Below are 26,781 nucleotides of genomic sequence, written 5' to 3' on the forward strand. Positions count from 1 at the left end.
GCGGCGTCCGTCATTCCGGGGCGCCGCGCAGCGGCGAACCCGGAATGAATCAGCCAAAATATCTCGCAAAGATCTCGCGATAGACCGCCGTCAGCCCCACCAGATCGGCGATCGGAACGCGCTCGTCGACGCCGTGCATCGAGGCATTGGTGAGCCCGAACTCGATCACCGGGCAAAAATCCTTGATGAAGCGCGCGTCCGACGTGCCGCCCGAGGTGGACAGTTTCGGCGCACGGCCGGTGACGGATTCGATCGCCTCTCTCACCAGCGTCACGAACGGGCCCGGCGCAGTCAGAAACACGTCGGCATTGGACGGCTCCCAGACGAACTTGAACCGGGCCTCCGGCGCGGCTGCAATGGCACGCGCCTCGACCAGGGCCTTCAGCGACTCGCGCGTGTGATGATCGTTGAAGCGGATGTTGAAGCGCGCCCGCGCCTCGGCCGGGATGACGTTGACGGTGGGGTTGCCGACATCGACCGAGGTGAATTCGAGGTTGGACGGATCGAAGTGATCACTGCCGGCGTCGAGCGGCGCGGCGAGCAGCGCCGCCACCAGTTGCACCATGTGGCGCACCGGATTGTCGGCGAGATGCGGATAGGCAACGTGGCCCGATGTGCCGTGGACGATCAGCGTGCCGTTGAGCGAGCCGCGCCGGCCGATTTTCAGCATGTCGCCGAGCGCCGTCGGATTGGTCGGCTCGCCGAGGACGCAGTGATCGAACTTTTCGCCTCGCGCCGCGGCCCACTTCAGCAATTTGACCGTGCCGTTGACGGCGACGCCCTCCTCGTCGCCGGTAAGCAGAAAGGACAGCGAGCCCTTCGGGCGGCCGCCGCTGGCGGCGACATGGTCGAGCGCGGCGGCGAGCGCGCAGGCGACCGCGCCCTTCATGTCGACGGCGCCGCGGCCGTAGAGCACGCCGTCGGCGACCTCGCCGCCGAACGGCGGATGCCGCCACGCCGCCTCGTCGCCCGCCGGCACCACGTCGGTGTGGCCGGCGAAGACGAGATGCGGCCCCTCTTCGCCGGTGCGGGCGTAGAGGTTCTCGACATCGGCGTAGCCCGGCTCCGAGAACACCGGGCGCTCGACCGTGAAGCCCGCTCGCAAAAGCACGTCCGCCACATAGGCGAGCGCGCCGCCCTCGGCCGGCGTCACCGAGCGACAGCGCAGGAGATCGCGGGCGAACGCGACGGGATCGGCCGGCATGGTCGTGATCACTCCGAGCCGTCGATGCGGCGAAGGCCGCGCGCCTGCGGGTCGGGCCCGTAGCGGTTCGGTCCCGGCGTGCCCGGCCGGAAGCCGAGGTCGATCAGCAGGACGAGGGCGAAGACCAGCCACGGCACGGTGAGGAGCAGGAGCAGCGGGGTCGGCTGGTCGGCCGTGCCGGCCTCGCCGATCACGAACAGGAAGTCGATCAGCACGCTGATGGCGAAGAACGCGCCCGGCACGACGGTCGGCATGCCGCGGTCGTGGCCGCGCTTCGCCATGATGGCGAACTCGGGATAGCTGAAGGCGAGGCTGATGATCGAGGTCAGCCGCTCGCCGTCGATCTCGTTGGCGATGGCGTGGCACAAGAGCTCGATCGCCGTGACGGCGATGAAGGCGACCCAGAAGGTCTTGCGCCCGATGCGGCCGTCGAATCCGAACAGGACGTCATGCCATGTCATGTCGTCCCCCGCCTGGCGCCGCCGCTCAATCGCGTAGCAGCTCGTTGATGCTGGTCTTGGACCGGGTCTTCTCGTCGACCCGCTTGACGATGACGGCGCAGTAGAGGCCCGGCCCCGGCGAGCCGTCCGGCAGCGGCTTGCCCGGCATGGTCCCGGACACCACGACGGAATAGGCCGGCACCTCGCCGGTGAACACCTCGCCGGTGGCGCGGTCGACGATCTTGGTCGAGGCGCCGAGATAGACACCCATCGACAGCACGGAGCCGGTGCGCACGACAACGCCCTCGGCCACCTCGGCGCGAGCGCCGATGAAGCAGTTGTCCTCGATGATCACCGGTCCGGCCTGCAGCGGCTCCAGCACGCCGCCGATGCCGGCGCCGCCCGAGATGTGGCAGCTCTTGCCGATCTGGGCGCAGGAGCCGATCGTCGCCCAGGTGTCCACCATGGTGCCGGTATCGACATAGGCGCCGAGATTGACGAAGGACGGCATCAGCACGACGCCCGGCGCTATATAGGCGGACCGCCGCACGATCGCGCCCGGCACGGCGCGAAAACCGGCGTCGCGGAAATGCGCCTCGATCCAGCCGTCGAACTTCGACGGCACCTTGTCCCACCAGCCGCCGCGGCCGGGGCCGCCCGGGATCACGGTCATGTCGTTGAGGCGAAACGACAGCAGCACGGCCTTCTTGAGCCACTGGTTGACCCGCCAGGAGCCGTCCTGTTGCGGCTCGGCCACCCGCTCCTCGCCGCAGTCGAGCAGGCGCAGCGCCCGGTCGACGGCCTCCCGCACCGGCCCGGTGGTGTCCGGACCGACATCGTTGCGGCGCTCGAACGCCTCGTCGATGGTCTTGGCGAGCTCGGCATGGGACATGCGGGCAATCCTTCGCAGGCGCAATGGCGCCGCGTTGTCGGGGCAGGCGGCAGTTCTGTCAAGGGCGGCAGTCAAACGCCGGTCGCGAGCCGCCGGTCGCCGACCAGACGCTCCAGGAAGCCGGTGAGATCCTCGGTGACGTGGTCGACATGGGGCTCGTCGTGCCCCTCCAGCTCCCAGCCCTCGCGAAACACCTCGCGGGTGCGTTCCGGCACCACCAACACGGTCACCATGCCGAGCGTGTGCGGCACCTCGAGGTTGCGGGCCAAATCCTCGAACAACGCCGCCTTGCGTGGATCGACGCCGTGGCGGCCCAGGAACTTGTCGTAGACCTCGGGAAATGGTTTCGGCGACAGCTCGCCGGCGACGATGTCGAAGACGTCCTCGAAGCAGTGGTCGATCGCGAGCCTCGCCAGCACGGCGTCGGCATGCGCCCTGGTGCCGTTGGTGAGGATCAGCTTTCGCCCGGGCAGCCGCTCCAGCGCGTCGCCGAGCGCCGGGTTCGGCGTCAACGGCGAATGGTCGATCCGGTGCACGTAGTCGAGGAAGTCGTCCGGCTTCATGCCGTGCTCGGCCATCAGGCCGCGCATGCTGGTGCCGAAGCGCTTGTAGTAGTCCTTCTGCACCCGGAACGCCTCGTCATGCGTGATGGCGAGGAAATTGGCGATGTAGTCGCGGATCCGCACGTCGACCTGCTGCCACAGGTTGAGGTGATGCGGATAGAGCGTGTTGTCGAGATCGAACACCCAGGTCTCGACATGGTCGAACAATCGGGGCGCGGCGGAGCTTCGGGAGGCGGTCGAGGACATGGGCGGATGTTTAGCCCGATCGGGGCAGCGCGTCACTCCTGGAACCGCACCGTGGTGCTGGGCCGGCCGGCGAGGTCGACCGGAACGAAGCCGGTGGCGTCGAAGCCGGCGGCGGCGCAGTCCTTGTGGTCGGACAGCTCGAAGCGCGCCTCCCGGGTGCACAGCGTGAGGCCGCCGCCCCAGGCGAGTCGGTGGTCGCCGCGGCGCACCGGCTGGCCGTCGGCGTCGATCGCCTCGCCGAAGCTGTAGAGCCGGCGCGGCTTGCCGGCGACCTCGGGGCGCAGGCACTTGCCCGGCTCGATCCGATACCAGCCGCGGGCGACGATGGCGCCCTTCTCCTCGGTGCCGACCGCCGCCATCACGGCATAGCGGGTGTCATTGCACCAGGAGAAGCCCGAGGCGGCCGGCTGCTGCGCCGCTTCGATCAGCAGGTCGAAGAAGTTTTGGGCTGCCCGTGCCTCTGCCGGCAGGCCACGATCCTTGATGAACTGGGCAATGGCGCCCTCGGTCTTCGGCCCCTTCACCCCGTCGACCGGATTGACGTCGTAGCCGGCCAGCACCAGCAGGCGCTGGATGCCGGCGAGGCGCGCCTGCTCGTCCGAGTACTCGGCCTCCTCGGCGAGCGCGGCGACGAGGCCCTCCGGCGTCTCGGTCGGCTTCACGGCGGCGAAGCGGGCGAAGCGCTGCGGCGGCCGGCAGGCGCGCGCCGCCGCGATGAGGAAGTCGCCGGTACCGACGCAGAGATCGGCGTGGCCGCTCTGCGGCTCGGGCGAGGGGCCGTACACCGGCAGGGCGCGAGCATGCAGATAGAGCTGGTCGGCCTCGACGGCGCCCTGCAGCACGGTGCGGCACTGGCCGGGATCGAGCCGGAACCAGCCGCGCGTCGCGGTGGCGCCCTTCTCCTCCAGCCCGAGCGCCGCCTCGACCACGAAGCTCAGCCGGTTGCAGACCTTCAGGTCGGCCCTGGCCTCGCCGGCCGAGAGGACGCCCACCAGGACGGCGAGCGCGAGCGCCGCCACGCCGAGCCCGAGCCGCCCTCCCCTGCCCCGCATGAGTCCTCCGCCGCGCCGCGCGATTCGCGTGTCCCGAAAGGGATGAATCGATCCCGCCGCGGCCGCAAGGAGACTTGCGACTCGCCCTACTGGACGACGGCGTGCCGCTCGGTCGGCTCGCCCCGCAGCAGGGCCGGGCCGGCGGCGGCATCCAGCTCGGCGATGCGGCGGTCGATCTCGCCGATGGCATGGCGCGAGAACGGCCCGAGATGCAGATAGGCCGCCATCAGCAGAACGATGTAGCGCAGCGCCGCCGGATTCGACTTGGCGACCGAGACGAACACCCGCCAGAACGGCTCGCGCACCTCGGGCAGCGCCCGCATGATCTGATAGACCGTGTCGATGCCGCCCAGCCGCTTGCGGACGTCGCCCTCGGGCAGATCGCGGCGCCGGTCGGAGCGGTCCATCATGGCGGCCATCCGGCTGAGCCGGCCCGCATAGGCGACCGGATCGAACACCCGCGTCAGCACGGTGCGGTAGTCGACCAGGATGTCGCGCAGCGGCCGCAGCGTGTCGAAGTTGCAGCCGAGCGTGCACTGGTCGCCGGCCTGGTCGACCAGCATGATGTCGTGCCCGGGATGCAGCCGGCCCTCCTTTTCGAGCCGCCGGGTGAGCTGGGTGCCGGGCAGCGCATAGAGGAGGCCGACCATGCAGATCGGGATCGCGCATTCCTCGATGAAGTCGGTCATCGCGTCGGCGATCGACACCTTCTCGGTGTCGAAGCCGACGATGAAGCCGGCCGTCACGAACAGGCCGTAGCTGTAGACCTTGTGCACGCATTCGGCGATGTTGCGCCTGGTGTTCTGCTTCTTGCGCATCTGCCTGAGCGTCTCGGGATCCGGGCTCTCGATGCCGATGAAGACGGCGAAGAAGTTGGCGTCCTTCATGGCCTGCAGCATCTCGTCGTCGTCGGCGAGATTGATCGAGGCCTCGGTCGAGAACTCGAACGGGTAGTCGTGCTCCACCAGCCAAGCCTTCAGGCGCGGCATCAGGATGCGGATGTTCTTCTTGTTGCCGATGAAGTTGTCGTCGACGAAATCGACATGGCCGCGATAGCCACGGTCGTACAACGCCTGCAGCTCGGCCAGGATCTGGTCGTTGGTCTTGGTGCGCGGCACCCGGCCGTAGAGCTCGATGATGTCGCAGAACTCGCAGGTGAACGGGCAGCCGCGGGCGTATTGCACGCCGATATAGAGATAGTGCTCGAACTTGAGCAGATCCCAGCGCGGCAGCGGCGTCTTGGTGATGTCGGCCTGGAATTTCTCGGCCGTGAACACGCCCTTGCGCTCGCCACGCTCCCAGGCGGCGATGAAATCGGCGATCACGGTCTCGGCCTCGCCGATCACCTGGAAGTCCGCGGCGGCATAGAGATGCGGGCTCGACGACACGTCCGGGCCGCCGACGCAGACCGGCTTGCCGTGCTGGTGGGCGACGTCGATCAGATGGATGAAATCGGGCTGCTGGTTGAGCATCCCGCCGATCATGATCAGGTCGGCCCAGGCGAGGTCGTCGTCGGCGAGGGTCTCGGTGTTGCGGTTGATCAGCCGCACGTCCCAGCTCGGCGGCAGCATGGCGGCGACCGTGATCAGCCCGAGCGGGGCGGCCGGATACTTGGCGCCCACCAGCTCACAGGCTTCCTTGTAGTTCCAGAACGAGTTCGGGATGAACTCGGGATAGATCATCAGAATGCGTGGCGAGCATGCAGTCACGTCGGGGTCTCCGCGGCTGGCAGCAACATCCGGAAATGTTGCGGCACCTTGCACGGATCGCTCCGCGCACTCAAGCGCCCGCGCGCGACCTAGCCCATGTTGGTGTGTCGCCACCGTCGAGCGGTTCAATGCGTGTCGAAAGAACGTCCGCGGCGTGACGCCGCGGTGACGACGCCTCCGGCGTCACGGCGTGGTTCGGCGGGGGGCACATCGGCTCGGAGGCTTCGGTGCCGACCTCGGCAAGGCGTGCGCCTCTCGTCCGCTCCGGGCTCGCCCGGACGGGCGACCCCCGCCCGTCAGCCGCGGCAGCGCCGGGGTGCCACGACGGATCATTCCGACGTGATGCCGTTCTCGCGCGCGACCGGTCCCCAGATGCCCATCTGGTCGTGCACGAAGCGGCGGAGCTCGTCCGGGCCGCCGCCGACCAGGGTCACCTGCTGGCCCTCGGTGATCTGCCTGGCGAGGCCGGGGTCCTGCACGGCCGCGTCGACGGCGGCGCGGAAGCGCTCGGTCATCGCGTCCACCGTTCCGGCCGGTGCGAAGAAGCCCCACCACGCATCCGCAGCGATCTTCGGAAATCCGCTCTCCTTCGCGGTTGGCACGTCCGGCAATGCCGCGGCGCGCTTCTCGCCGAGCTGCGCGAGCGCCCGGACGGTCTTCGACTCGATCTGTGGCAGAGCGATCGCGATGCTGCCGACGAACAGCTCGACATGGCCCGCGAGCGCGTCGTTCAGGGCCGGCGCCGCACCGCGGTAGGGCACATGGACGAACTGCACGCCGGCTTCCTTGCCGAGCAGCGTCATCGCGAGATGGCCGAGGCTTCCGGCTCCGGGCGTCCCGTAGCTGAACTTGCCAGGCCGCTCCTTGGCCGCGGCGATGACGTCGGCGAGCGACCGATAGGGCTTGCTCGCCTGCGTGCAGACGACGTAGGGCGCCTTGCCGAGCAGATAGACGGGCTGCAGATCCTTCTCGGTGTCGAACGGAAGCTTGCCGAGGACGAAGGGGTTCAGGACGAGATTGTCGAAGCTGAACAGCCAGGTGCTGCCGTCGGGCCGCGCCTTGGCGACCATGTCGGTGCCGATGCTGCCCGAGGCGCCGGTCCGGTTCTCGATGATGACGGTGGTGCCGAGACGCTGCTGCAAGCCCGGCTGGATCAGCCGGGCGATCGCGTCGACCGAGCCGCCCGGCGGATAAGGCACGATGATCCGCACCGTGCCCGGCAGGGTCTGGGCACGCGCCGCGAACGGAGCGAGGGCAGCGCCGATGACGACGGCGCGTCGATTCAGTCGAAGCATGGTCTCCTCCTGTGATCGTGTCGGCAGGCGCCGTGCGGAGGCTCCCACGCTCAGGCCGGCGGCGCACCGCCGATCCCGAGCACGCGCAGACGCCCGTTCAGACGGCCGTAGACGCGGCGGGCATTCCCTTCGAAGATTTTTCCCCGGTCGGCGTCGCTCAGCGTCTTCACGCCGTCGATGTATCGTTTCGTGTCGTCGTAGTGATGGCCGGTCCGCGGATCGATGCCGCGCACGGCGCCGATCATCTCCGAGGCGAACAGGATGTTGTCGACGGGCACCACCTTGGTGAGAAGCTCGATGCCGGGGCGGTGGTAGACGCAGGTGTCGAAGAACACGTTGTTCAGCAGCAGCTCCTCGAGCGGCGGCCGCCCCATGTCCTGGGCGAGCCCGCGGTAGCGACCCCAGTGGTACGGAACGGCGCCGCCGCCGTGCGGAATGATCAGCTTGAGGGTCGGGAAATCCTTGAACAGGTCGCCGGTGAGGAGCTGCATGAAGGCGGTGGTGTCGCCGTTGATGTAGTGCGCCCCGGTGGTGTGGAAGCACGCGTTACACGACGCGCTGACATGAACCATCCCGGGCACGTCGAGCGCGACCATCGCCTCGTAGAGCGGATACCACCAGCGGTCGGTCAGCGGCGGCGTGGTCCAGAAGCCGCCGCTCGGATCGGGGTTCAGGTTGCAGCCGACGAAGCCGAGGCCGTCGACGCAACGCACCAGCTCCTCGACGCACGCCTTCGGATCGACTCCGGGCGACTGCGGAAGCTGGCAGACGCCGATGAAGTTCGTCGGGAACAGGTTGCAGATGCGATGGATCAGGTCGTTGCAGACCCGCGACCAGGCGAGGCTGACGGCGCCGTCGCCGACATGGTGGGCCATGCCGGCGGCCCTTGGCGAGAACAGCGTCAGCGAGGTGCCACGTTCCCTCTGGGCGGCGAGCTGCGCGCCCTCGACGCTCGCCCGCAGCGCGTCGTCGCCAATCGCCAGCGTCTCCGGATCGGGCGGTGCGGCGCCCTCGGCATGCGCAGTGATCTGCCGGCGCCGGAACTCGTGGAGCGCGTCCGGCTCGGTGGTGTAGTGGCCGTGGCAGTCGATGATCATGTCCGGCTCGCCCCGCTGAGTCTCCCCGGCCGCGCCGCCTCGGAAACCCGGCCGGCGCCGCGGCGAGAGTCGTCGTAGCATTGACGCCGCATGCACAAAAAGCGATAAATTATGATGCATTCCAATCGCTTCTAGGACTGTGTCGACGGACATAAGCCATGGTCACGCTCAAGCAGATCGAGGCTCTGCACTGGATCGCCCGCCTCGGCACATTCGAGCGGGCCGCCGCCCGGCTGAGCACGACACAGTCCGCCGTGTCGAAGCGCATCCAGGAGCTGGAGACGACGACCGGGTTGCCGCTGTTCGACCGCACGCATCGCGGCGCACGACTGACCGAAAGCGGCGAGCAGGTGCTGGCGCTCGGCCGCGAGATGATGGCGCTGCAGAGCCGCATCCTCGACCTGCGAAGCGGAGCCGAGACGCCGGCGCGGCGACTGCGGATCGGCGTCACCGACCTGTCGGCCCTGACCTGGCTGCCGCGCCTGGTGGCGGTCCTGCGCAAGACCCATCCGGCCGTCACGGTCGAGCCGGACGTCGACCTCACCCGCAATCTGCACGAGCGCCTGCTGGAGGGAGAGCGCGACCTCGTCGTCGCTCCGCAGCTCGCTCCGGATCCCGACGTCGTGACGGTGCCGCTGGCCGATGTCGAGAACGCCTGGATGAGCCGCCCCGGCCTGGTGAAGCGGCGCGGCGTGATCGCCATGCAGGAGCTGACCCGCTATCCGATCGTCACCCAGGGCAACCGCGCCGGCTCCGGGGTCTTGTATGCGAGATGGTTCAAGTCACAGGGAATCGCGCTGGAGCGCACCATGTCGACCGACAGCATGATGGCCGCGATCGGCTTCATCGTCGCCGGGCTCGGGGTCGGCTATCTGCCGCGCCACTGCTTCCGCCCGCTGGTGCGCGAGGGCAAGCTGGTGATCGTGCCGACCCGGCCGGCGTTGCCGCCAGTCCCCTATGTGGCGATGTATCGCCGCGACGGCCCGACGGCGTTTCTCTCGGGCGTTGCCGCGCTCGCCCGCAAGGTCTGCGATTTTTCGCGCCAGCTCCAGGGCTGAGCGGCCCCGGGCGAACCCGCGGCCGATGCGCCCCCGCAGGGTTCTTGGGCAGGCCGCCCGGGCTCAGCGATGGATCAGCGTGCCGGCGCCGAGATCGGTCAGGAGCTCGAGCAGCACGGCGTGCTCGACCTTGCCGTCCATGATGACGACACCCTCGACGCCCGCCTCGAGCGCGTAGATGCAGGTCTCGACCTTGGGGATCATGCCGCCCGAGATGGTGCCGTCGGCGATCAGCCGGCGGGCATCGTCGATCGACAGCTCCTTGATCAGCGACTTCGACTTGTCGAGCACGCCCGGCACGTCGGTGAGGAGCAGCAGGCGCTTGGCCTTGAGGGCGCCGGCGACCGCGCCCGCGAAGGTGTCGGCGTTGACGTTGTAGGTGCCGCCCTCGGCCGCGGTGGCGATCGGCGCCAGCACCGGGATCAGCTTCTTGCCGAGGATCTGGTCTAGCACGGCGGTGTCGACCGTCTCGGGCTCGCCGACGAAGCCGAGATCGACGATCTGCTCGATCGCCGAGCCGGGATCGACCACGGTGCGGCTGACCTTGCGGGCCGTCACCATGTTGCCGTCCTTGCCGCACAGGCCGACCGCCTTGCCGCCGGCCTCGTTGATGAAGCCGACGATCTGCTTGTTGATCGAGCCGGCCAGCACCATCTCGACGATCTCGATGGTCGCCGCGTCGGTGATGCGCAGGCCGGCCGCGAACTCCGACTTGATGCCGAGCCGCTTGAGCATGCCGCCGATCTGCGGGCCGCCGCCGTGCACCACCACGGGATTGATGGCGGTCTGCTCCAGCAGCACGATGTCGCGGGCGAAGCTCTTGGCCGCCGCCTCCTCGCCCATGGCGTGGCCGCCGTATTTCACCACGACGATCTCCTCGTCGTAGCGCTGCATGTGGGGCAGCGCCTCGATCAGCACGCGGGCGATGTCGTGCGGCGACACGGTCATGGGAGGTCCTCGGAAGCGAACGGCGGGGCCGGTACGGGCGCGTTTTACCGGGCCGCGCCGCCGCGGGAAAGGGCCGAGTGGGCGTCGGGGGGCGGCAACGACCGCCCGACATGGCGGCGAGCGCCCGGCGGGCGCGTCACGCGCCCTCCCACGCCGCCACGGCGGCGTCGACCTCGGCGGCGCTCGCCGTCGAGCTGTCGCCCGGCGAGGTCATCGCCAGGGCGCCGTGGACGACCCCGCGGTTGACGGCCGCCTGTGGATCCTTGCCGGCCAGGAACGCAGAGGCGAGCCCGGACGCAAAGGCGTCGCCGCCGCCCATCCGGTCGTAGATCTCGAGATTTTTTCGCGGGGCGCCCCGGTAGACCTGCCCGCCGGCCCAGAGGAGCGCGCCCCAGTCGTTGAAGCCCGCCGTCCGCGCGTCACGCTGGGTCGTCGCCGCCACCTTGAAGTTGGGGAAGGCCGCGACGGCGGCCGCCAGGATGGTCGTCGCATTGTCCGGATCGAACTGGGTCGCGCCGGGATGCGGCACCGTCACGTCGAGGCCCAGGCGGGCCAGAAAATCCTCCTGGTTGCCGATCATGACGTCGACGAAGGGCGCCACGGTGCGGTTGACGGCGCGGGCCGCGTCCGGCCCGCCGCGATCCTTCCAAAGGGACGCGCGAAAATTGAGGTCGTAGGACACGATGGTGCCGTGCCGGCGGGCCGCCGCGACGGCCTCGATCACGGCCTCGGCCGTGTTGGACGCGAGGCCGGCGAAGATGCCGCCGGTGTGGAACCAGCGCACTCCCTCCTGGCCGAACAGCCGATCCCAGTCGATCTCGCCGGGCCGGATCTGCGAGGCGGCCGAGTGGCCGCGATCGACGCAACCGAGCGCGGCACGGCCGCCAAATCCCTTCTCGGTGAAGTTCAGGCCCACGCGGGTGTTCTGGCCGATGCCGTCGCAGGGGCGCCAGACCACATGGGAGGTGTCGACACCGCTCTGCCAGACGAGATCCTCGGCCAGCCGGCCGAGCTCGTTGTCGGGCAGCGCCGTCACGACGGCGGCGCGCAGGCCGAAGCACTTTCGCACCGCACGGGCGACATTGTACTCGCCGCCCCCCTCCCAGACCCGGACCCGGCGGGTGTCGCGCACCCGGCCGAAGCCGGGGTCGAGGCGCAGCATCACCTCGCCGAAGGCGACGCAATCCCACCGCGTGTCGGTCGCCGGACGGATGGTGAGGATGTCGGTCATCGGGATGCAGCAGCACGGCCGGACTGCGGGACCACGCGGGTTGCCGCCGGCCCACTCGGCACCCGGAACCGAACAAGTAACTACATGGTTACTTGTTCGGCGTCCAGCCGCGGCGCCCGCCCGAAAGGCGTAGCGGCTCCACGCCGAAAGCACAGCCGCGGTGCCGGGGCGCGGCAAGTCCCGGCGTCCCCAGGGCGCCGGGAGGCGCGGCGGCGTGGGCGCCCTACTGCTCGATCATCGCCATGGCGCCGGGGGCGTAGCGCATGCCCACGGCACCCGCCGCGATCGGCTCCAGCGCCGCGAGGTCGGCGGCATCGAGCGTCAGGCTGCGCGCGGCGGCGTTCTGCTCGAGGTAGCTCACCCGCTTGGTGCCGGGGATCGGCACGACATCGGCGCCGCGCGACAGAACCCAGGCGAGCGCCACCTGGGCGGGCGTCGCGCCGTGCTTCTTCGCCACCTCCTCGACGGGCGCCACGGCGGCCGCGTTGCGGGCCGCGTTCTCGGCGCCGAAACGCGGGTCGTTGTTGCGGGAGTCGGTCGTCGCCAGCGCGCCCCTGCCGGTAACGGCGCCGGTGAGAAAGCCGCGGCCGAGCGGGCTGTAGGCGACGAAGCCGATGCCGAGTTCCCGCAACGTCGGCAGCACGGCTTTTTCGACGCCGCGCTCCCACAGCGAGTACTCGCTCTGCACGGCGGCGATCGGATGCACGGCATGGGCCCGGCGGATGGTCTGCGGCCCGACCTCGGAGAGGCCGAGATGGCGCACCTTGCCGGCCTTCACCAGTTCGGCCATCGCCCCGACCGTCTCCTCGATCGGCACGGCGGGGTCGCGCCGGTGCTGGTAGAACAGGTCGATGACGTCGATGCCGAGCCGCTTCAGCGAGGCGTCGGCGACCCGGCGCACATTGGCCGGGCTGCCGTCGACCCCGCGCGAGCGCATGTCGAGCGGATTGTCGGAATTGAACTTGAAGCCGAATTTCGTCGCGATCACGTAGTCGCCGCGGCGGCCCGCGACGGCCCGGCCGACCAGCTCCTCGTTGGTGAAGGGGCCGTAGAGCTCGGCGGTGTCGAGCAACGTGATGCCGAGCTCGTGCGCCCGGTGGATGGTGGCGATCGAGGAGGCGTCGTCGCGCTCGCCATAGGCGAACGTCATGCCCATGCAGCCGAGGCCCATGGACGAGACGGCGAGGCCGCCGAGGCGGCGCGCCGGATAGGTCGTGTCTGACATGTGGGATCCTGCCGGTTCGGGTCGCAGGTGGATCGGGAGGAACGAACCGCTGGGTCCATTTATGTCCGGTGCCGGCCCGCGGCAAGGGCCACGCGAGTTCCTGGGGCGTCCGACGCTGTCAGGCACCCCGCACGAGCCTGACGGCCGCCGCGACGGCGAGAGCGAGCCAGCTCAGAATCAGGATGCTGCCGCCGGTCGGCGCCGCCATCGGGAACAGGCGGTTGCCGACGAAGGCGCGCAACGCGATGTCGCCCGAGAAGAACAGCGCGCCGAGCACGAACCCGATGAGCCCCGCGAGCGCGAGCGGCCGCCAGGCGAGGCCGGCCGCGACGGCGGCAGCGCCGGCGAACAGCGCGACCGCGTGCACCATCAGGATCTGCGCGGCGCTCTCGAGGCCGACGCCGGGCGCGGCATGGGCGGCGGCCGCCGCGAGCGCGACTCCGGCGGCGCCCATCAGGCCGGCGATCAGCACGAAGAACGAGAGGGTCATCCGGTCGCATCCTTGCACGAGAGCGAGCTGCACCACCCGCAGCGTCATCGCCGGGCAACGACCCGGCGATCCATCCGGCAAAAAAGCATCTTCTGTCGATGGACGCGCGGGTCAAGCCCGCGCGTGACGGCGGCGGCGTGGAGGCGACGTCACCGCTTCTCGGACATCAGCCGGGCGACGGCGGCACGCAGCTCGCCGATGCCGGCTCCGGTGCGCGCCGAGGTCGCGAGAATGCCCGGATAAGCGGCCGTGTGCTTCTTCAGCACCGCCTCGGTCGCGGCGAGGACGTCGGCGAGCTCGCCCGGCTTCGGCTGGTCGGCCTTGGTGAGCACCACCTGGTAGCTCACGGCGGCCTCGTCGAGGAGGTCGAGCACCGGGCCGTCGGTGTCCTTGAGGCCGTGGCGGGCGTCGATCAGCACGTAGACCCGGCCGAGATTGGCGCGGCCGCGCAGATAGGCGCGGATCAGCTCGGTCCAGGCCGCGACCTTGGATTTGGGGGCCTCGGCGTAACCGTAGCCCGGCATGTCGACGAGGCGCAGGCGGTCGCCGGTCGCGAAGAAGATCAGCTCCTGGGTGCGGCCGGGCGTGTTGGAGGTGCGGGCCAGCCCGTCGCGCCCCGTGAGGGCGTTGACCAGGCTCGACTTGCCGACATTCGAGCGGCCCGCGAAGGCGATCTCGACGCCGAACATCTTCGGCAGTGCCGTCATGGTGTCGGCCGCCGCCATGAACTGCCAGTCCACAGCGAACAGCTTGCGGCCGGTGGACATCTCGGCGGGCGTGAAGGGCGCGGGCGCAACGGGAGAGATCGGTGCGTCGGACATGATGGCGGTGACCCAACTCCGAACCCGATGCCCGGGCGAGCAGCTCCTGATCCGCCCTCGTCCCGAGGAGCCGCCACCGATCTCGGGCTTGCCCGAGATCGGTACGATCGAGTGCCCAAGTCGGCAACGGCCGACTTGGGTGGCGGCGCCTCGAAGGGCGGGGGCGGCCCCGGACCGGACCTCGTGGCCTCATGGTTCGAGACGCGGCCTGCGGCCGCTCCTCACCATGAGGATGATGGCGGTGCAACGACGCACCGACTCGAGACGTGGATGGCCGGGACGAGCCCGGCCGAGACGCCGGAAACTACAGCGGAGTGGGTCTCGCCCGCTACTCCTGCGGCTTCCGCTTCGGGATCCATCCCTTGAGGTTGTCGAAGAGCTCGATCTTGGCGCCGTTGCGCTTCATGATGATGCTCTGCTGGACGACCGACAGGAAGTTGTTCCACGCCCAGTAGATCACCAGGCCGGCCGAGAAGCTGGCCAGCATGAAGGTGAAGATCACCGGCATCCAGTCGAAGATCATCTTCTGGGTCGGGTCGGGCGGCGCCGGGTTCAGCTTCATCTGGAACCACATGGTCACGCCCATGATGAGCGGCCAGGCGCCGAGATGGAGGAACGAGCCGATCATCGGCAGCGCCATCGGGTCGAACGGAATGAGGCCGAACAGGTTGAACACCGTGGTCGGATCGGGCGCCGAGAGATCGTGGATCCAGCCGAAGAACGGCGCGTGCCGCATCTCGATGGTGACGAACAGCACCTTGTAGAGCGAGAAGAACACCGGGATCTGGATCACCACGGGCCAGCAGCCGGCGATCGGATTGATCTTCTCCCGCTTGTAGAGCTCCATCAGCTCCTGCTGCTGCTTCACCTTGTCGTCCGGATAGCGCTCGCGCAGCGCCGCCATCTGCGGCTGCACGGCCTTCATCTTGGCCATCGAGGCGTAGGACTTGTTGGCGAGCGGGAAGAAGATGAACTTGATCAGCACCGTCACGGCCAGGATGGCGAGGCCGAAATTGTGCAGCCACTGGAACAGGAAATCGATGGTCCAGAACATCGGCTTGGTGATGAAGTAGAACCAGCCCCAGTCGATCAGCAGCTCGAAGCGGTTGAGCTTCAGCGCCTTGTCGTAGCTGTCGACGGTTCCGACCTCCTTGGCGCCGGCGAACAGGCGCCCCGTCGCCGTGCCGGTCTGGCCGGGCGCAATCGTCTGCGCGTCGAGCAGATAGTCGGTCTGGAAGGTGCGCAGATTGCCGATGAGGCCGGTCGAGAACTTGGCCTGCAGGCTGGCGGCCGGATCGGGCAGCAGAGTCGCGGCCCAGTATTTGTCGGTGATGCCGAACCAGGCATTGGTCACCTTGAAGGGGATGAGCTTCTTGTCCTCCATCGCCTTGTAGGTGATCTCCTGCAGGCCCTGGTCGCCGAGCACGCCGATCAGGCCTTCGTGCAGGATGTAGTAGCCGAGCGTCTGCGGGGTGCCGTGGCGCGACACCAGCCCGTACGGATAGAGCGTGACGGCGGCGGCACTCTTGTTGACGACGTCGTCCTTGACGGTGAACAGGAACTTGTCGTCGACCGTGATGGTGCGGCGGAACTCGAGGCCCTCGCCATTGTCCCACACCAGCGTCGCCGGCCGGTCCGGCGACAGCGCCCCCGAGCCCTCCTGGCGCCACACCGTGTCGGGGCCGGGCAGCTTGACCGGGGCGCCGGCGGCCGGCACCCAGCCGAACTCGGCGTAGAACGGGTTCGGCGTGCCGGACGGCGACAGCAGCACGATGGCGGGCGACTTCGGGTCGACCGTCTCGCGGAAGCGCACCAGCGCGACGTCGTCGATGCGGGAGCCCTTGAGAGCGATCGAGCCGTGGATGTTCGGGGTCTCGACCTGCAGGCGCGGACCGGCGGCCAGCGCGGTCTCGCGCGACTGCTCGGTGGTCGAGACGGCCTGGCCGGGAACCGGCGGGGCACTGCCGCCCGGCGTCGGTGCGCCTCCGGGCTGTGGCGTGCCGCCCGCCTGCTGGGCGGCGGGCTGGCCCGGAGCCGGTTGGGCCTGCTGGGACTGGGTCTGCTGCTGGGTCTGGCGCTGCTTCTCCAACTGCGGCATGCCGAAGAAGTACTGCCAGACGATCAGCACGACCGCCGACAGGACGATGGCCAGGATGACGTTTTTCTGTTCGTTCATGAGACAGCTCGGGCGGTCGGCCGCGGATCGGGTTGCTGGCTGGGCGCGCCGTCGCGCGCAGGCTGGTCGGGCTCGCGCGGGGGCCGGTGAACCCGCTTTATCGCGCCGATGAAGTCCGCGACGCAGCGGTCGAACGGCCGGTCCAGGGCGGCGCGCCGGCCGATCATCACGTAGTCATTGCCGTTCCGCAGACGCCCCGCGGCGGAAAGCCGCACGACCTCGCGGAGACGGCGGCGGACGCGGTTGCGTTCCACCGCGGTGCCGACTTTCTTTGTGACCGTGAAGCCGACCCGCGGCGGGTCGTGGTCACTCCGCGCTCGCGCCTGCAGGACGAAGGCCGGCGTGGGCGCCTTGGCACCCTTGGCGGCGGCGAGGAAATCGGACCGTTGCCGTAACCGTTGCATCGAGGTGACGCCCGGTCGGCATCGGCGCGATCACGCGCTGAGCCGCTTGCGGCCGCGCGCCCGCCGGGCGTTGAGAACCTTGCGTCCACCGACAGTCGCCATCCGGGCACGAAAGCCGTGGCGGCGCTTGCGCACCAGTTTGCTCGGCTGATAGGTCCGCTTCACGGTCTTCTACTCCGCTTCTCGTGTCGGCCGGATGGTCGGGCGCCGGCGCCTGGTCGGCAACGTTCCGCAGATCAACGCTGTTCGGGGATCGGCGCGGCCGAAAATTCAGGGCGGCTTATACGGGAGGGGCTCTGCCCCGTCAATGCGAGGCCTTCCGGGGCCGACGGCCGCGCGACGATGCCGCCGCGGGCAAGAGCCGCCACGCCGGCACCCGTCATGGTTGAGCTGGATTATGGCGTAGTCTCCCTGGTCTAAAGTCATGCGGCGGCCGTATTCTCGGTGCAGTCGTGGTGGGCACCCATGCGGGCAGGGACGCAGGGATAGAGCCCGCGGAGACATTTTTGTTCGCGCGGTCGGGCCGATCCGGGTGAGCCGGACGATCGGCCGGCTGTGTCGGTTGGGCTGATGGACGCCGAGATTTCTCCGCAGACGCAAGGCACGCCCCCCCCGGCCGCGCCTCCCGACGACGGCGCGGCTGCGACGTCGCGCGAGGCCGCGCCGGCCCGGCATCTCGGCCTGCCGCGCTTCGGCCTGTCGGCGCGCCTGCTCGTCCTCACGATCCTGTTCGTGATGATCGCCGAGGTGCTGATCTACGTCCCCTCGATCGCCAATTTCCGGCTGAGCTGGCTGAACGACCGGCTCGCCGCCGCCCATACGGCCGCCCTGGTGCTCGACGCGGCGCCGAGCGGAATGGTGCCGGACAGCCTGAGCCGGCAGATCCTCGACAGCATCGGGGCACGCGCCGTCGCCATGAAGATGGGGCAGCAGCGGCGGCTGCTCGCCACCACCGAGCTGCCGGCCGCGGTGAGCCAGGAGGTCGACGTCCGCGAGATCGGGGTCTGGTCGGCGATCTCCGAGGCCTTCACGACCCTGCTCGCGACCCGCGACAGCGACCTGATCCGCGCCGTCGGCCCCGCCCCGATGGGCGGCGAGTTCGTCGAGATCGTGCTCGAGGCCGGGCCGCTGCGGCACGCGATGTGGCAGTTCTCGCGGAACGTGCTCCTGGTCTCGCTGGTCATCTCGGCCATCACGGCGGCGCTGGTCTATCTCGCCCTGCACGTGCTGTTCGTGCGGCCGCTGCACCGGATCACCGCCAACATGACGGCGTTCCGGGCCAATCCGGAGAACCCGGCCCGCATCGCCCGCCGCTCGAACCGGATGGACGAGCTCGGCATCGCCGAGCGCGAGCTCGCCGCCATGCAGACCGACCTCGCCTCCATGCTGGCCGAGCGCTCCCGCCTCGCCGCGCTCGGGCTGGCGGTGTCCAAGATCAACCACGACCTGCGCAATCTGTTGAACTCGGCGCAGCTCATCTCGGACCGGCTCGGCGGCATCGCCGATCCGCAGGTGCAGCGCTTCGCCCCCAAGCTGATGCTGGCGCTGGAGCGCGCCATCGCGTTTTGCGAATCGACGCTGGCCTATGGCCGCGCCCAGGAGCCGCCGCCCGACCGCAAGCCGGTCGCCGCCGAGGCGCTGGTCGAGGAGGCGCGCGAATCGCTCGGCGTGGCGCTCGACGGGCCGATCGGCTGGGTGACGGCGATCGAGCGCGGGCTGACGCTCGACGCCGACTACGAGCAGATGCTGCGCGTTCTGGTCAATCTGGTGCGCAATTCGATCCAGGCGCTGGAAGGCCGCGCCCCCAACGAGCCGGGCCGCGACCAGATCCGCATCAGCGGCCGGCGCGAGGGCGCGGTGGCGGTGCTGGAGGTCTCCGACACCGGCCCGGGCCTGACGAGCCGGGCGCGAGAACACCTGTTCGAGGCGTTCCGCGGCTCGACCCGCTCGGGCGGCACCGGGCTCGGGCTGGCCATCGCGGCCGAGCTGGTGCGCCTGCACGGCGGCGAGATCAGTCTTGTCGCCGGGACGCTGGGGGCGACCTTCCGGATCGCCATCCCCGACCGTGCCGTCGACCTGCAGGACCGCCGCGACCAGCGCGCCCGGGCGTGAGGGCGCCGCGGGGCGCGACATCCGCCGTCATCGCAGCGCCGGCCGGCCCTGTTCGCCAGAGTCTTGCCAAGCCGGCGGCGAGACGTTAGGGAATGCGTCACCGCGCCCCGCGTCCCTCCGGATGCCCTCGGGCCGGGTTGGTATGCGCCCGTAGCTCAGCTGGATAGAGCACCAGACTACGAATCTGGGGGTCGGACGTTCGAATCGTTCCGGGCGCGCCAGTTTCTTTTTCAAGATCAATAGCCATCCGGCCCGACCGGGGCTCGTCACCGGACCCACCCTCGGGGTTGGACGCCAATTTCCGCGTCCTCCGACGCCCGTCGCGGACGCCCCTAGGCGGCCAGATCGGCGGGGCGGAATCGTCCGGGGTCACCCGAACCGCTTTCAGGCCGTGCGTCGTCGCCCGCCGGGATGACGTTCCGGATATCGGTGCCACTGCCACCCGGGCCGACATCTCGGCCTGCAATTCGGCGCAGCGGTTGGAGGTGCAGGTTTCGGAGGCCCGCCCGAGGACGGACCAATTCGGCGGGGTGCCCCGCCCCCATCGCATCGCCGGCCGGGTTCCGTCGATCGACGTTCGCCGCAACCGGACGGACGGCGTCCATATGCGGACGCATCGGCGAGAACCGGCCCACCTGCGCCGTCGGCCCCAGGGGGGCGACGGGCCGGCGTGGACGATCTCGGCGAGCGACACCCGCAGGCCGCGACGACAATCAGCGGGTCGCGATCCCGGCGGGCGGGATCACCTCCCGATCGGCATCACGAGCGGCGAATATGATGCTTCTCGCCACCCACCTGAATCGTGAAGCACCATCCGCCGAAGCCGTATGTGTCGTCAGGCGACGGCGGAAATATTCCATGTTCGACATATGACCTGACGAGGACCTCGACCATCCGCTTTTCCTCGTCCGTAGGACCGTCCAGGATGTCCTGCGCCGAACGATCGGATGCTTCGTTGTCTGCCGCCATCTCCACGGCGACACCCACGGCGGGATGCAGTCCGTGCTCGTCGATCCACTCTCGAGAGATATACGCGACTTCCCTCAGGTAATGCGGCTTCAGTTCTTGGGTCATTGTTCCTCCCGATGCCGGCTTGTATCTGTTCATTAGCAATAGACACTCACAGTCGGCAATAGCTCGGCGGACACGACAGCGTCACAGGCAGGGCCGAGCCTCGTCCAATCGTCGCATGACCGAGGTCCCGGCCGCCGATCGGGCCGGAGATGTGGGACCGACATGGGCGGCCATTGCTGCAGTGCGACGCTGTCCTCCACCTGACAGTCGACAGCGTCGATCAAGCCCGGACTGTTTGTCGACAGATGCCGCGCGACGCCGTCCGCGACCGGGAGGCGTCACGGCCGGCGGTTCCTGATCGTGATCAGTACGCTCGTCTTGTTGAACCTCACGTGATCACCCCGCCGTGATCATCACCCACACGCGCATGGCTCGCTCGTGACACGACCGATCTCGCCGGGAGCGTGGCGCCGACGACGGCACCGACACGCCACGAGATCTTTCGAGTGGGCGCGCCGCTCGCGCGTCCGCGTTCGTCACCGGAACAAGCCTGGGCGTGGACCGCAGGCAACCGCGCAACGAGAGCGCGGCGGGCCGCGGCTGCCGCGGCGGCGCGTGGGGTCTCACAGCGCCGCTCAGCGGCGGATGGCGCCGCCGATGACACCGCCGATGAAGCTGCCGGCGACCCCCGGATCGATGCCGGGCTGGGCGCGTTGCGGCGGCGGGGCGGCCGGTTGCATCCGCGGCTGCTGCGGCGGGGCGGCCTGGCGCACGACAGGGCGGGGCGGTTCGGCGACGGGCTGGATTTCCGCCAGAAGCGCCGTGTACTGCGGGCGATTGAGAAAGCCGGAATTGGGATAGCCGCGCGCCGCCTGCCAGCGCGTGATGACGGTGCGGGTGTCCGCCTCGAACTTTCCGCTCTGCCGGACGTCGAATCCGAGCCCGGTCAGACGCCGCTGCACGTCACGACGTTGGGCCTGGCTCAAGCCGATCTGGTCCTCGGTGAGCTGCGTCGCCTCCGCCGTCAGCACGGCCGGGTCGACGCCCGGGGCGAGCTGGCGCGTCGCCGCCGCCGGCGCCGCCTGCAGAGAGGCGATCCGCGCCAACGCCAGCGGCTTGAACTGGCCGTTCGGATAGGTCGTGACGTAGGCGTTGAGCTCTTCGACCTTGTTGGAATCCCTGATCGACCGCCAGAACTCGATCTCGGCCTCGGACCCGCCTGCGGGTGAGGCCATCGCCGTGGGCTGGGCCGACGATGCGGCGTCGGACGGCGTGCCCGCCGGCGCATTGAGATAGACCGTGCCGATCAGATTGGTGTGGCCCCACGGAAGCTGCTGCTTGCGGGTTTCCTCGTTCACCTGCGCGCGGACCTTGGTCATCGCCTGCTGGATCTCGAGGCCGGGCGAGGCGATGTTGTCGAGCAGGGCGCGCGTGAACGGGCTGTTGCCGCCGCTCTGGCCGTCGAGCGCGGTCTGGCCGGGACCGGTCGCAAAGGCGATCAGGGTTCCTTCGCCCGACTTCATCTCGGCGAGACCGGTCTGTACCGTGACGCTGCGGGTCCGCGACGCCGAGCGGATCCGCTCGGCAAAGGGATTGTCGCGGCAGGCGTCGAGGAAGACGAGCTTGACCTTGGCGTCGCTCATCGTCTGGTCGAGCGTCACGTCGACGTCGATCGCGGCGCCGAGCTTGACGTCCATCTCGGATTTCAGATCGGCGTCGATCGGCAGCAGATAGTTGATCCCGTTCACGGCGATGCCGTGGCCCGCATAGAAGAACACTGCGACGTCGGCGCCCTGTGCCCGCTTGCCGAACTCGATCAGCTTGTTGGTCATTGCTTCGCGGGTGAGATTGGTGCCCTCGACCACCTCGAAGCCGACATTCCTCAGCTTCGCCGCCATCGCCGTGGCGTCGATGGTCGGATTGGGCAAGGCCTGGACGTTCTTGTAGGCGCCGTTGCCCATCACCAAGGCGACCCGCCGATCGGCCTGGGCGCAGAGCGTGGAACCGAGGATGCACAACAGGGTCAGCGCAGGAACCGCGAGCCGCATCTGAAGCCTCATCCGCTCGATATGCTGTCGCCAAGCTACCATCGGGCAGACACCCCGCCCAGTGTTCGGCCGGCAACAGGCGTCCTAATTTCTTCCGTCCTCGACGCGATTATCCTGACGCGCCGAGACCGTCCCCCGACTCCGGACGGCGCCAGTGTCGACATTCGCGCCGGGCGTTGCCCGGCAACCGCGTCATGCCGCGCGGGTCTCCATATCCGCGACCATCTGGTCGATCGCGCCCATTCGCCGAACCGCTCCGCCCTCGTATCGCGTCCAGGCCGCCTCGAGCCTCAGACGGGTCCGCTCGAACCTCGCCGGGCTTGGAAGCGCGCCAGACGCGATGTTCTCATGGAGCATGCAGGCCGCATCATACGCTCGGCCCAGATAGTCCGGCATGTCCCGGTCCCAAGTGGCCAGCATGATGTGCTGGCACAGCTCTGTCAGGCGATTGGCTGATACGACCATTGTCCCCGACTCCACTTCGGCATCCGAGAGTAAAGCACGAGTCTCGCCGATTGTATGATGCGCCCCTGCAACACCCGCGCACTCTCTTCGAGTGCAATTGCGCCCGAAAGCAGACCAAAGGGCGCCGAAACGAAGCCTTCTTCGACGGTCGGGCGAGCCGCAAGGTTGCCGGTGTGGCTCGCCACGCCGTGACGTGGCGGCCCTCACGAGCCCTCGCCCTCGGCGCGCGCCTGGCGCGGCGTGCGCATGAAGAACATGGCGGCGACGAGCGCGACCATCAGCACGGTCAGGGCGGCCGGATGGTGAGCGAGCGACGTCACCTTGCCCTCGGTGATGATCAGGGCCTGACGCACGGAGAGCTCGAGCTGCGGCCCGATGACGAAGCCGATCAGGAACGTCACCCGCGAATAGTCGAAGCGGTGCATCAGATAGCCGAGCAGGCCGAAGCCGACCATCATGCCGACCGCGAACACCGAGTGGCTCTCCAGATAGGCGCCGACCAGGCACAGCATGGTGACGACCGGGATGATGATGGTGGCCGGGACGCGCGTGAGCTGCGCGAAGGCGAGGAGACCGATGCGGCCGACCACCAGCATCACCAGCGCGGCGATCAGCATGGCGCCGAAGATGCCGTAGATCAGCCGCGGCTGCTCCTCGAACAGGCGCGGCCCCGGCGTGACGCCGTGGATGGTCAGCGCCGCGATCAGGATGGCGGCCGAGACGCTGCCCGGCAGGCCGAGCGCGAACAGCGGAATGAAGCTCGCCGGCACCACGGCGTTGTCGGCCGTCTCGGCGGCCGCGACGCCCTTCAGCTCGCCCTTGCCGAACTGCTCGCCGGGCTTGGCGAAACGCTTGGCGAGCGCATAGGACGCAAACGACGCCACCGTCGGGCCGAGCCCGGGCAACAGGCCGATCGCCGTGCCGACCAGGCTCGACTGCAGGAAGGTCGGCAGCACATGGCGGAACTCCGTCCAGCCGAAGCGGTCGCCGGCGGCGTCGGTCACCACCGCGCTGGCCGCGTCGGCCGGCCTGGAAAACACCTCCTCGGCCTGGATGATCATCTCCGACAGCGCCAGCATGCCGACCGTGACGGCGAGCAGCGGGACGCCGTCGAACAGCGCCACCTGGTCGAAGGTGAGCCGCGGCGTGCTGCTCTCGATGTCGAGGCCGACGGTAGCGCAGAGAAGCCCGAAGGCGCCGGCGGCAAGCCCGCGCAGCAGCGAGTTGCCGGCGAGCGCCGCGATGAAGGTCAGCGCCAGCACCATCACGGCCGACATCTCGACCGGGCCGAAGCCGAGCGCCAGCGTCGCCAGCGGGCGCGCCAGCAGGATCAGGGCGAACGTGCCGACCAGGTCGCCGATCACCGAGCCGTAAAGGGCGACCTTGAGGGCCTGCTTGGCCTTGCCGGCACGCGCCAGCGGATAGCCGTCGAGGCAGGTGACGGCGGCGTTGGGCTCGCCCGGCGTGTTGATCAGGATCGCGGTCGTCGCCCCGCCGGCGCCGGACGCCTTGGCGATGCCGATCAGGAACGCGACGGCGGCGAGCGGTGTCAGGTAGTAGCTGATCGGGATGGCGATCGCGAGCGCCGCCGGACGGTTGAGGCCGGGCAGCACGCCGATGACATAGCCGAGCAGCACGCCGAGAATGACGAAGCCGATGGTGAGCGGTGCCAGCGCATCGCCGAGGCCGAGAAGCGCGTCGGACATGGGGCGACCTTCAGAAGACGAGCCAGACCAGACCAGCGGAAAGCAGCGCGGCGCCGGCGATCCACAAGGGCCGCCGCTCGCCCAGCACGGCCATGCCGGCCGGCACCGTGACCAGCGCACAGACCGCGATGCCGGCGTTGGCCAGCACGACCGCGCCGACGATGGCGACGGCGCCAATGCGCGCGAACGCTGTCCACCCCTCGGGATAACGTGGCTCCGAGGTACCGCGCAAAATACGGAGCACCGCGTCCGCCACGGCGAAGACGCCGAGCGCGCCGGCGCACACGGTCGGGAAGACGGCCGGCGACAGGCCGACGCCGCCGTCGGTCGTCTGCATCGGGATGACCCAGACCACCGCGGCGAGCGCGGCGCCGCCGAGCAGCACGGCCTCGGCGAGCAGCGAGACGCGCGAGCGTGGGGCCGACGCGTCGCCGTGCAAAGCGTCGGGCTGCGGAGCGTCGGGCTGCGAAGCAGCCGTCACTTCGAGGACTCGATCAGCTTGGCATAGCCGTCGATGTGATCCTGGACGGTCTTGGCGAGTGCGGCCCCGGTCTCGACGAAATTGTTGAGGCTGCGCTTCTCCATCAGCGAGACGATGGAGGGATCGCTGCCGGCCGCCGCGAAGGCTTCGTCGAGCTTCCTGGCGACGTCGCCCGGCAGGCCCTTGGGCGCGACGAACAGAATGAGGTTGACGCTGGAGATGCCGTAGCCGAGCTCCTTGAGGGTCGGCACGTCGGGCAGCCCGGCGACGCGCTTGTCACCCAGCACCGCCATCACGGCGATCTCGCCCGCCTTGGCCTGCGGATAATAGGCGCCGGACGAGTAGCCGAGATCGACATGGCCGCCCATGACCTGGGTGACGACCTCGGCACCGCTGCGGGTCGGCACCGGCACCAGCGCGACGCCGGCCTTCTTGGCGATCGCCGCCGAGATCATGCGGTCGACCGCCGTGTTGGAGGCGTAGTTCATGCGGCCGGTCGCCTTGGCCGCCGCCATGGCGTCGTTCAGGGTCTTCCAGCCGTGCTTGGGCAGCGCGATGAAGGCCTCGGGGAACTCGCCCACCGCCGCCACATAGGTGAAGTCGGCCGGCGCGTAGCCGAGCTTCATGAGCTGCGGATCGAGCGTGATGGTGGTCGAGGTGGTGGCGACCAGATTGTAGCCGTCCGCCGGCATCTTGGTCAGGCCGGTCGCCGCGATGGCGCCGCCGGCGCCCGCCTTGTTCTCGATCACGACCGGCTGGCCGAGCTTTCGGGCGACCACCTCGGCGACGGCGCGGGCCGCGACGTCGGTGGTGCCGCCCGCCGCGAAACCGACCGAGATGGTGATCGGCTTCTCGGGCCACTCCGCCCGGGCCGGCACCGCCAGGACGAGACATGCCGCGAGGAGCGCAGCCCCCCGGACGGCCGATCGGATCGGCATGGCGGACAAGGGCGCGGACACGGGCGCGAAGGTGGGCATCGACGGCTCCTGTTGGTTTTGCGCGCGACGGCGGAAGAACATGCGGCGGGACTGACGAATACAATTATCGTGCCCGCCGCCAGGCCGCGTGTCCAATCGGCAGAGGACGGTGGCGCGGCGTTGCGGCGGCCGGCGCGAAGATGGCACCTCGCATTCGGGCGTGGCGTAGGCCTGCCAGGGCCGGCCCCGGCGTATCACCGCGGGGTGGCGCACCGCCCGGTGCCCATGCTGAACTCACAAGGTGATTCCAATGGAGACGCGAATGTCCACGGCATGCGCGCGCCGGTCGCGGCGACTTCTTTCGGTTCTGGTCGTGCTCGGCGCGGCCGCCTGGCTCGCCGGGCCGGCGGCGGCCGAGATCGACCCCGCCAAGCTGCCGGCCGCCAAGGCCGCCGCCGCCAGCCTGCTGGCGATGGCCAAAGGCTCGGAGACCAGCGGACGGCTGCCGCGCGAAAACGATCCGGCGGCGAAGCCCCTGCTCGACGCGGTGTTCGATGCGAGCGACGTCGGCGCCGGCCGCGCCGTCTCGGTCCAGGAGCTGACGCCGCTCAGCGAGCGCATGGTCACGGGCGCCCGGGTCGGCACCGCCTACATGCTGGCCGGCACCGGTGCGGCCGATCTCGGCACGCTCGCCCAGGACCCGAAGGCGGACGAGAAGGTCAATCTCAACGTCGTCAAGTTCGCCCCCGAGATGGGGCACTTCCTCGACTTCCAGCTCCGCATCCAGGGCGCCATCGTCGAGGCCGTGCTGGCTCGCATCGCCACGGCGCGGCCGGGCGACGCCGCCACGCCGACCTTCCAGACCGGCATCGCCCAGATCCGCCGGAGCAGCCTGCGCACCGTCGCGAGCGTGATCGAGACGCTCGCGGTCGACGGCCTCTCCGACGACTGGCGGCGCGCCCGCCTGCCGGCGCTCGGCGCGATCGGTCCGCGGCTGGCGAAATTCCTGCAGCCGGACCAGAAGACCGAGTTGCAGACGCTCGTCGCCGCCTGCGCCGACATGATGAGCGACACGCAGGTGAAGCAGGGCCTGCGGGCTTTTGGCCGGACGATCGCGGGCGGGTAGGCGCTGCAGCGCCGCGCGGCCGTCCCGCGCTCCACTGCCGTTGTGGCCCCGGCGGGCGACA

The 26,781-nt window shown here is 69.5% G+C and carries 25 protein-coding genes and 1 tRNA gene; 4 read left to right on the forward strand and 22 right to left on the reverse strand.

Annotated elements, in window-relative coordinates:
* Positions 1 to 49: 49 nt before the first annotated feature.
* The 8 genes from dapE to HXX10_RS15405 all read right to left on the reverse strand — a co-directional run bounded on the left by dapE (position 50) and on the right by HXX10_RS15405 (position 8,498).
* A complete protein-coding gene (gene dapE, locus HXX10_RS15370) occupies positions 50 to 1,204 on the reverse strand; it encodes a succinyl-diaminopimelate desuccinylase (RefSeq protein WP_296523654.1) in 1,155 nt (384 codons plus the stop codon).
* A gap of 8 nt (positions 1,205 to 1,212) precedes the next feature.
* A complete protein-coding gene (locus tag HXX10_RS15375; RefSeq protein ID WP_296523556.1) occupies positions 1,213 to 1,665 on the reverse strand; it encodes a DUF805 domain-containing protein in 453 nt (150 codons plus the stop codon).
* A gap of 25 nt (positions 1,666 to 1,690) precedes the next feature.
* Entirely contained in the window at positions 1,691 to 2,536 is an 846-nt protein-coding gene (gene dapD / locus HXX10_RS15380; RefSeq protein WP_296523557.1) for a 2,3,4,5-tetrahydropyridine-2,6-dicarboxylate N-succinyltransferase, read from the reverse strand.
* A 71-nt stretch (positions 2,537 to 2,607) separates the two neighbouring features.
* Positions 2,608 to 3,345 (reverse strand): pyrimidine 5'-nucleotidase, encoded by a 738-nt coding sequence (locus HXX10_RS15385; protein WP_296523559.1) that lies wholly within the window; start codon positions 3,343 to 3,345, stop codon positions 2,608 to 2,610.
* Positions 3,346 to 3,377: 32 nt separating this feature from the next.
* Positions 3,378 to 4,397: a DUF1036 domain-containing protein gene (locus HXX10_RS15390; protein WP_296523563.1), complete on the reverse strand. Its 1,020-nt coding sequence runs from the start codon at positions 4,395 to 4,397 to the stop codon at positions 3,378 to 3,380.
* 86 nt (positions 4,398 to 4,483) lie between these two features.
* Complete coding sequence (locus HXX10_RS15395) at positions 4,484 to 6,079, reverse strand: B12-binding domain-containing radical SAM protein (protein WP_296523656.1); 1,596 nt, start codon at positions 6,077 to 6,079, stop codon at positions 4,484 to 4,486.
* A gap of 356 nt (positions 6,080 to 6,435) precedes the next feature.
* Positions 6,436 to 7,401, reverse strand: a complete 966-nt coding sequence (locus HXX10_RS15400; RefSeq protein ID WP_296523565.1) for a tripartite tricarboxylate transporter substrate binding protein — start codon at positions 7,399 to 7,401, stop codon at positions 6,436 to 6,438.
* A gap of 50 nt (positions 7,402 to 7,451) precedes the next feature.
* Positions 7,452 to 8,498: an amidohydrolase family protein gene (locus HXX10_RS15405; protein ID WP_296523567.1), complete on the reverse strand. Its 1,047-nt coding sequence runs from the start codon at positions 8,496 to 8,498 to the stop codon at positions 7,452 to 7,454.
* Between the two features lie 158 nt (positions 8,499 to 8,656).
* Between HXX10_RS15405 and HXX10_RS15410 the strand changes: the two genes are divergently transcribed.
* A complete protein-coding gene (locus HXX10_RS15410) occupies positions 8,657 to 9,556 on the forward strand; it encodes a LysR family transcriptional regulator (protein WP_296523569.1) in 900 nt (299 codons plus the stop codon).
* A 63-nt stretch (positions 9,557 to 9,619) separates the two neighbouring features.
* On the opposite strand, the gene argB is transcribed toward HXX10_RS15410, so the two are convergent.
* The 8 genes from argB to rpmH all read right to left on the reverse strand — a co-directional run bounded on the left by argB (position 9,620) and on the right by rpmH (position 17,016).
* Complete coding sequence (gene argB, locus HXX10_RS15415) at positions 9,620 to 10,504, reverse strand: acetylglutamate kinase (protein ID WP_296523571.1); 885 nt, start codon at positions 10,502 to 10,504, stop codon at positions 9,620 to 9,622.
* A 136-nt stretch (positions 10,505 to 10,640) separates the two neighbouring features.
* Positions 10,641 to 11,735, reverse strand: coding sequence for a sugar kinase (locus tag HXX10_RS15420; protein WP_296523573.1), 1,095 nt, complete (start codon positions 11,733 to 11,735; stop codon positions 10,641 to 10,643).
* A 223-nt stretch (positions 11,736 to 11,958) separates the two neighbouring features.
* On the reverse strand, positions 11,959 to 12,960 hold the full coding sequence (locus HXX10_RS15425) for an aldo/keto reductase (protein ID WP_296523575.1): 1,002 nt from the start codon (positions 12,958 to 12,960) through the stop codon (positions 11,959 to 11,961).
* A gap of 118 nt (positions 12,961 to 13,078) precedes the next feature.
* Positions 13,079 to 13,450 carry a DUF423 domain-containing protein gene (locus tag HXX10_RS15430; protein ID WP_296523577.1) on the reverse strand — a complete coding sequence of 124 codons (372 nt, stop codon included), beginning with the start codon at positions 13,448 to 13,450 and terminating at the stop codon, positions 13,079 to 13,081.
* Between the two features lie 149 nt (positions 13,451 to 13,599).
* Positions 13,600 to 14,217, reverse strand: coding sequence for a ribosome biogenesis GTP-binding protein YihA/YsxC (yihA, locus tag HXX10_RS15435; protein ID WP_296523658.1), 618 nt, complete (start codon positions 14,215 to 14,217; stop codon positions 13,600 to 13,602).
* A 382-nt stretch (positions 14,218 to 14,599) separates the two neighbouring features.
* The gene (gene yidC / locus HXX10_RS15440) at positions 14,600 to 16,447 is read right to left on the reverse strand and encodes a membrane protein insertase YidC (RefSeq protein ID WP_296523579.1); all 1,848 of its coding nucleotides are present in this window, start codon (positions 16,445 to 16,447) and stop codon (positions 14,600 to 14,602) included.
* A complete protein-coding gene (gene rnpA, locus HXX10_RS15445) occupies positions 16,444 to 16,851 on the reverse strand; it encodes a ribonuclease P protein component (RefSeq protein ID WP_296523581.1) in 408 nt (135 codons plus the stop codon). Before rnpA ends, yidC begins: the two co-directional genes overlap by 4 nt.
* Positions 16,852 to 16,881: 30 nt before the next feature.
* Positions 16,882 to 17,016: a 50S ribosomal protein L34 gene (rpmH, locus tag HXX10_RS15450; protein WP_111360736.1), complete on the reverse strand. Its 135-nt coding sequence runs from the start codon at positions 17,014 to 17,016 to the stop codon at positions 16,882 to 16,884.
* A 570-nt stretch (positions 17,017 to 17,586) separates the two neighbouring features.
* Here rpmH and HXX10_RS15455 point away from each other — a divergent pair.
* Both HXX10_RS15455 and HXX10_RS15460 read left to right on the forward strand, forming a co-directional pair.
* The gene (locus HXX10_RS15455; RefSeq protein WP_296523661.1) at positions 17,587 to 18,963 is read left to right on the forward strand and encodes a HAMP domain-containing sensor histidine kinase; all 1,377 of its coding nucleotides are present in this window, start codon (positions 17,587 to 17,589) and stop codon (positions 18,961 to 18,963) included.
* Between the two features lie 144 nt (positions 18,964 to 19,107).
* Positions 19,108 to 19,184 (forward strand) — tRNA-Arg (locus tag HXX10_RS15460).
* A 538-nt stretch (positions 19,185 to 19,722) separates the two neighbouring features.
* Here HXX10_RS15460 and HXX10_RS15465 read toward each other — a convergent pair.
* The 6 genes from HXX10_RS15465 to HXX10_RS15490 all read right to left on the reverse strand — a co-directional run bounded on the left by HXX10_RS15465 (position 19,723) and on the right by HXX10_RS15490 (position 25,654).
* Positions 19,723 to 20,037: a hypothetical protein gene (locus tag HXX10_RS15465; RefSeq protein WP_296523587.1), complete on the reverse strand. Its 315-nt coding sequence runs from the start codon at positions 20,035 to 20,037 to the stop codon at positions 19,723 to 19,725.
* A gap of 575 nt (positions 20,038 to 20,612) precedes the next feature.
* Positions 20,613 to 22,025, reverse strand: coding sequence for a caspase family protein (locus tag HXX10_RS15470; RefSeq protein WP_296523589.1), 1,413 nt, complete (start codon positions 22,023 to 22,025; stop codon positions 20,613 to 20,615).
* 192 nt (positions 22,026 to 22,217) lie between these two features.
* Positions 22,218 to 22,490 (reverse strand): hypothetical protein, encoded by a 273-nt coding sequence (locus tag HXX10_RS15475; RefSeq protein ID WP_296523592.1) that lies wholly within the window; start codon positions 22,488 to 22,490, stop codon positions 22,218 to 22,220.
* A 203-nt stretch (positions 22,491 to 22,693) separates the two neighbouring features.
* Entirely contained in the window at positions 22,694 to 24,196 is a 1,503-nt protein-coding gene (locus HXX10_RS15480) for a tripartite tricarboxylate transporter permease (RefSeq protein WP_296523594.1), read from the reverse strand.
* A gap of 10 nt (positions 24,197 to 24,206) precedes the next feature.
* Positions 24,207 to 24,677 carry a tripartite tricarboxylate transporter TctB family protein gene (locus HXX10_RS15485; protein WP_296523597.1) on the reverse strand — a complete coding sequence of 157 codons (471 nt, stop codon included), beginning with the start codon at positions 24,675 to 24,677 and terminating at the stop codon, positions 24,207 to 24,209.
* Positions 24,674 to 25,654, reverse strand: coding sequence for a tripartite tricarboxylate transporter substrate binding protein (locus HXX10_RS15490; protein ID WP_296523599.1), 981 nt, complete (start codon positions 25,652 to 25,654; stop codon positions 24,674 to 24,676). The genes HXX10_RS15485 and HXX10_RS15490 overlap by 4 nt, the downstream gene beginning before the upstream one ends.
* Positions 25,655 to 25,916: 262 nt before the next feature.
* Here HXX10_RS15490 and HXX10_RS15495 point away from each other — a divergent pair, with 262 nt between their 5' ends.
* Entirely contained in the window at positions 25,917 to 26,720 is an 804-nt protein-coding gene (locus HXX10_RS15495) for a hypothetical protein (RefSeq protein ID WP_296523601.1), read from the forward strand.
* Positions 26,721 to 26,781: the final 61 nt, after the last annotated feature.

Origin of the sequence: Rhodoplanes sp. (assembly GCF_013377085.1) — a bacterium.
Classification (GTDB): domain Bacteria; phylum Pseudomonadota; class Alphaproteobacteria; order Rhizobiales; family Xanthobacteraceae; genus Rhodoplanes.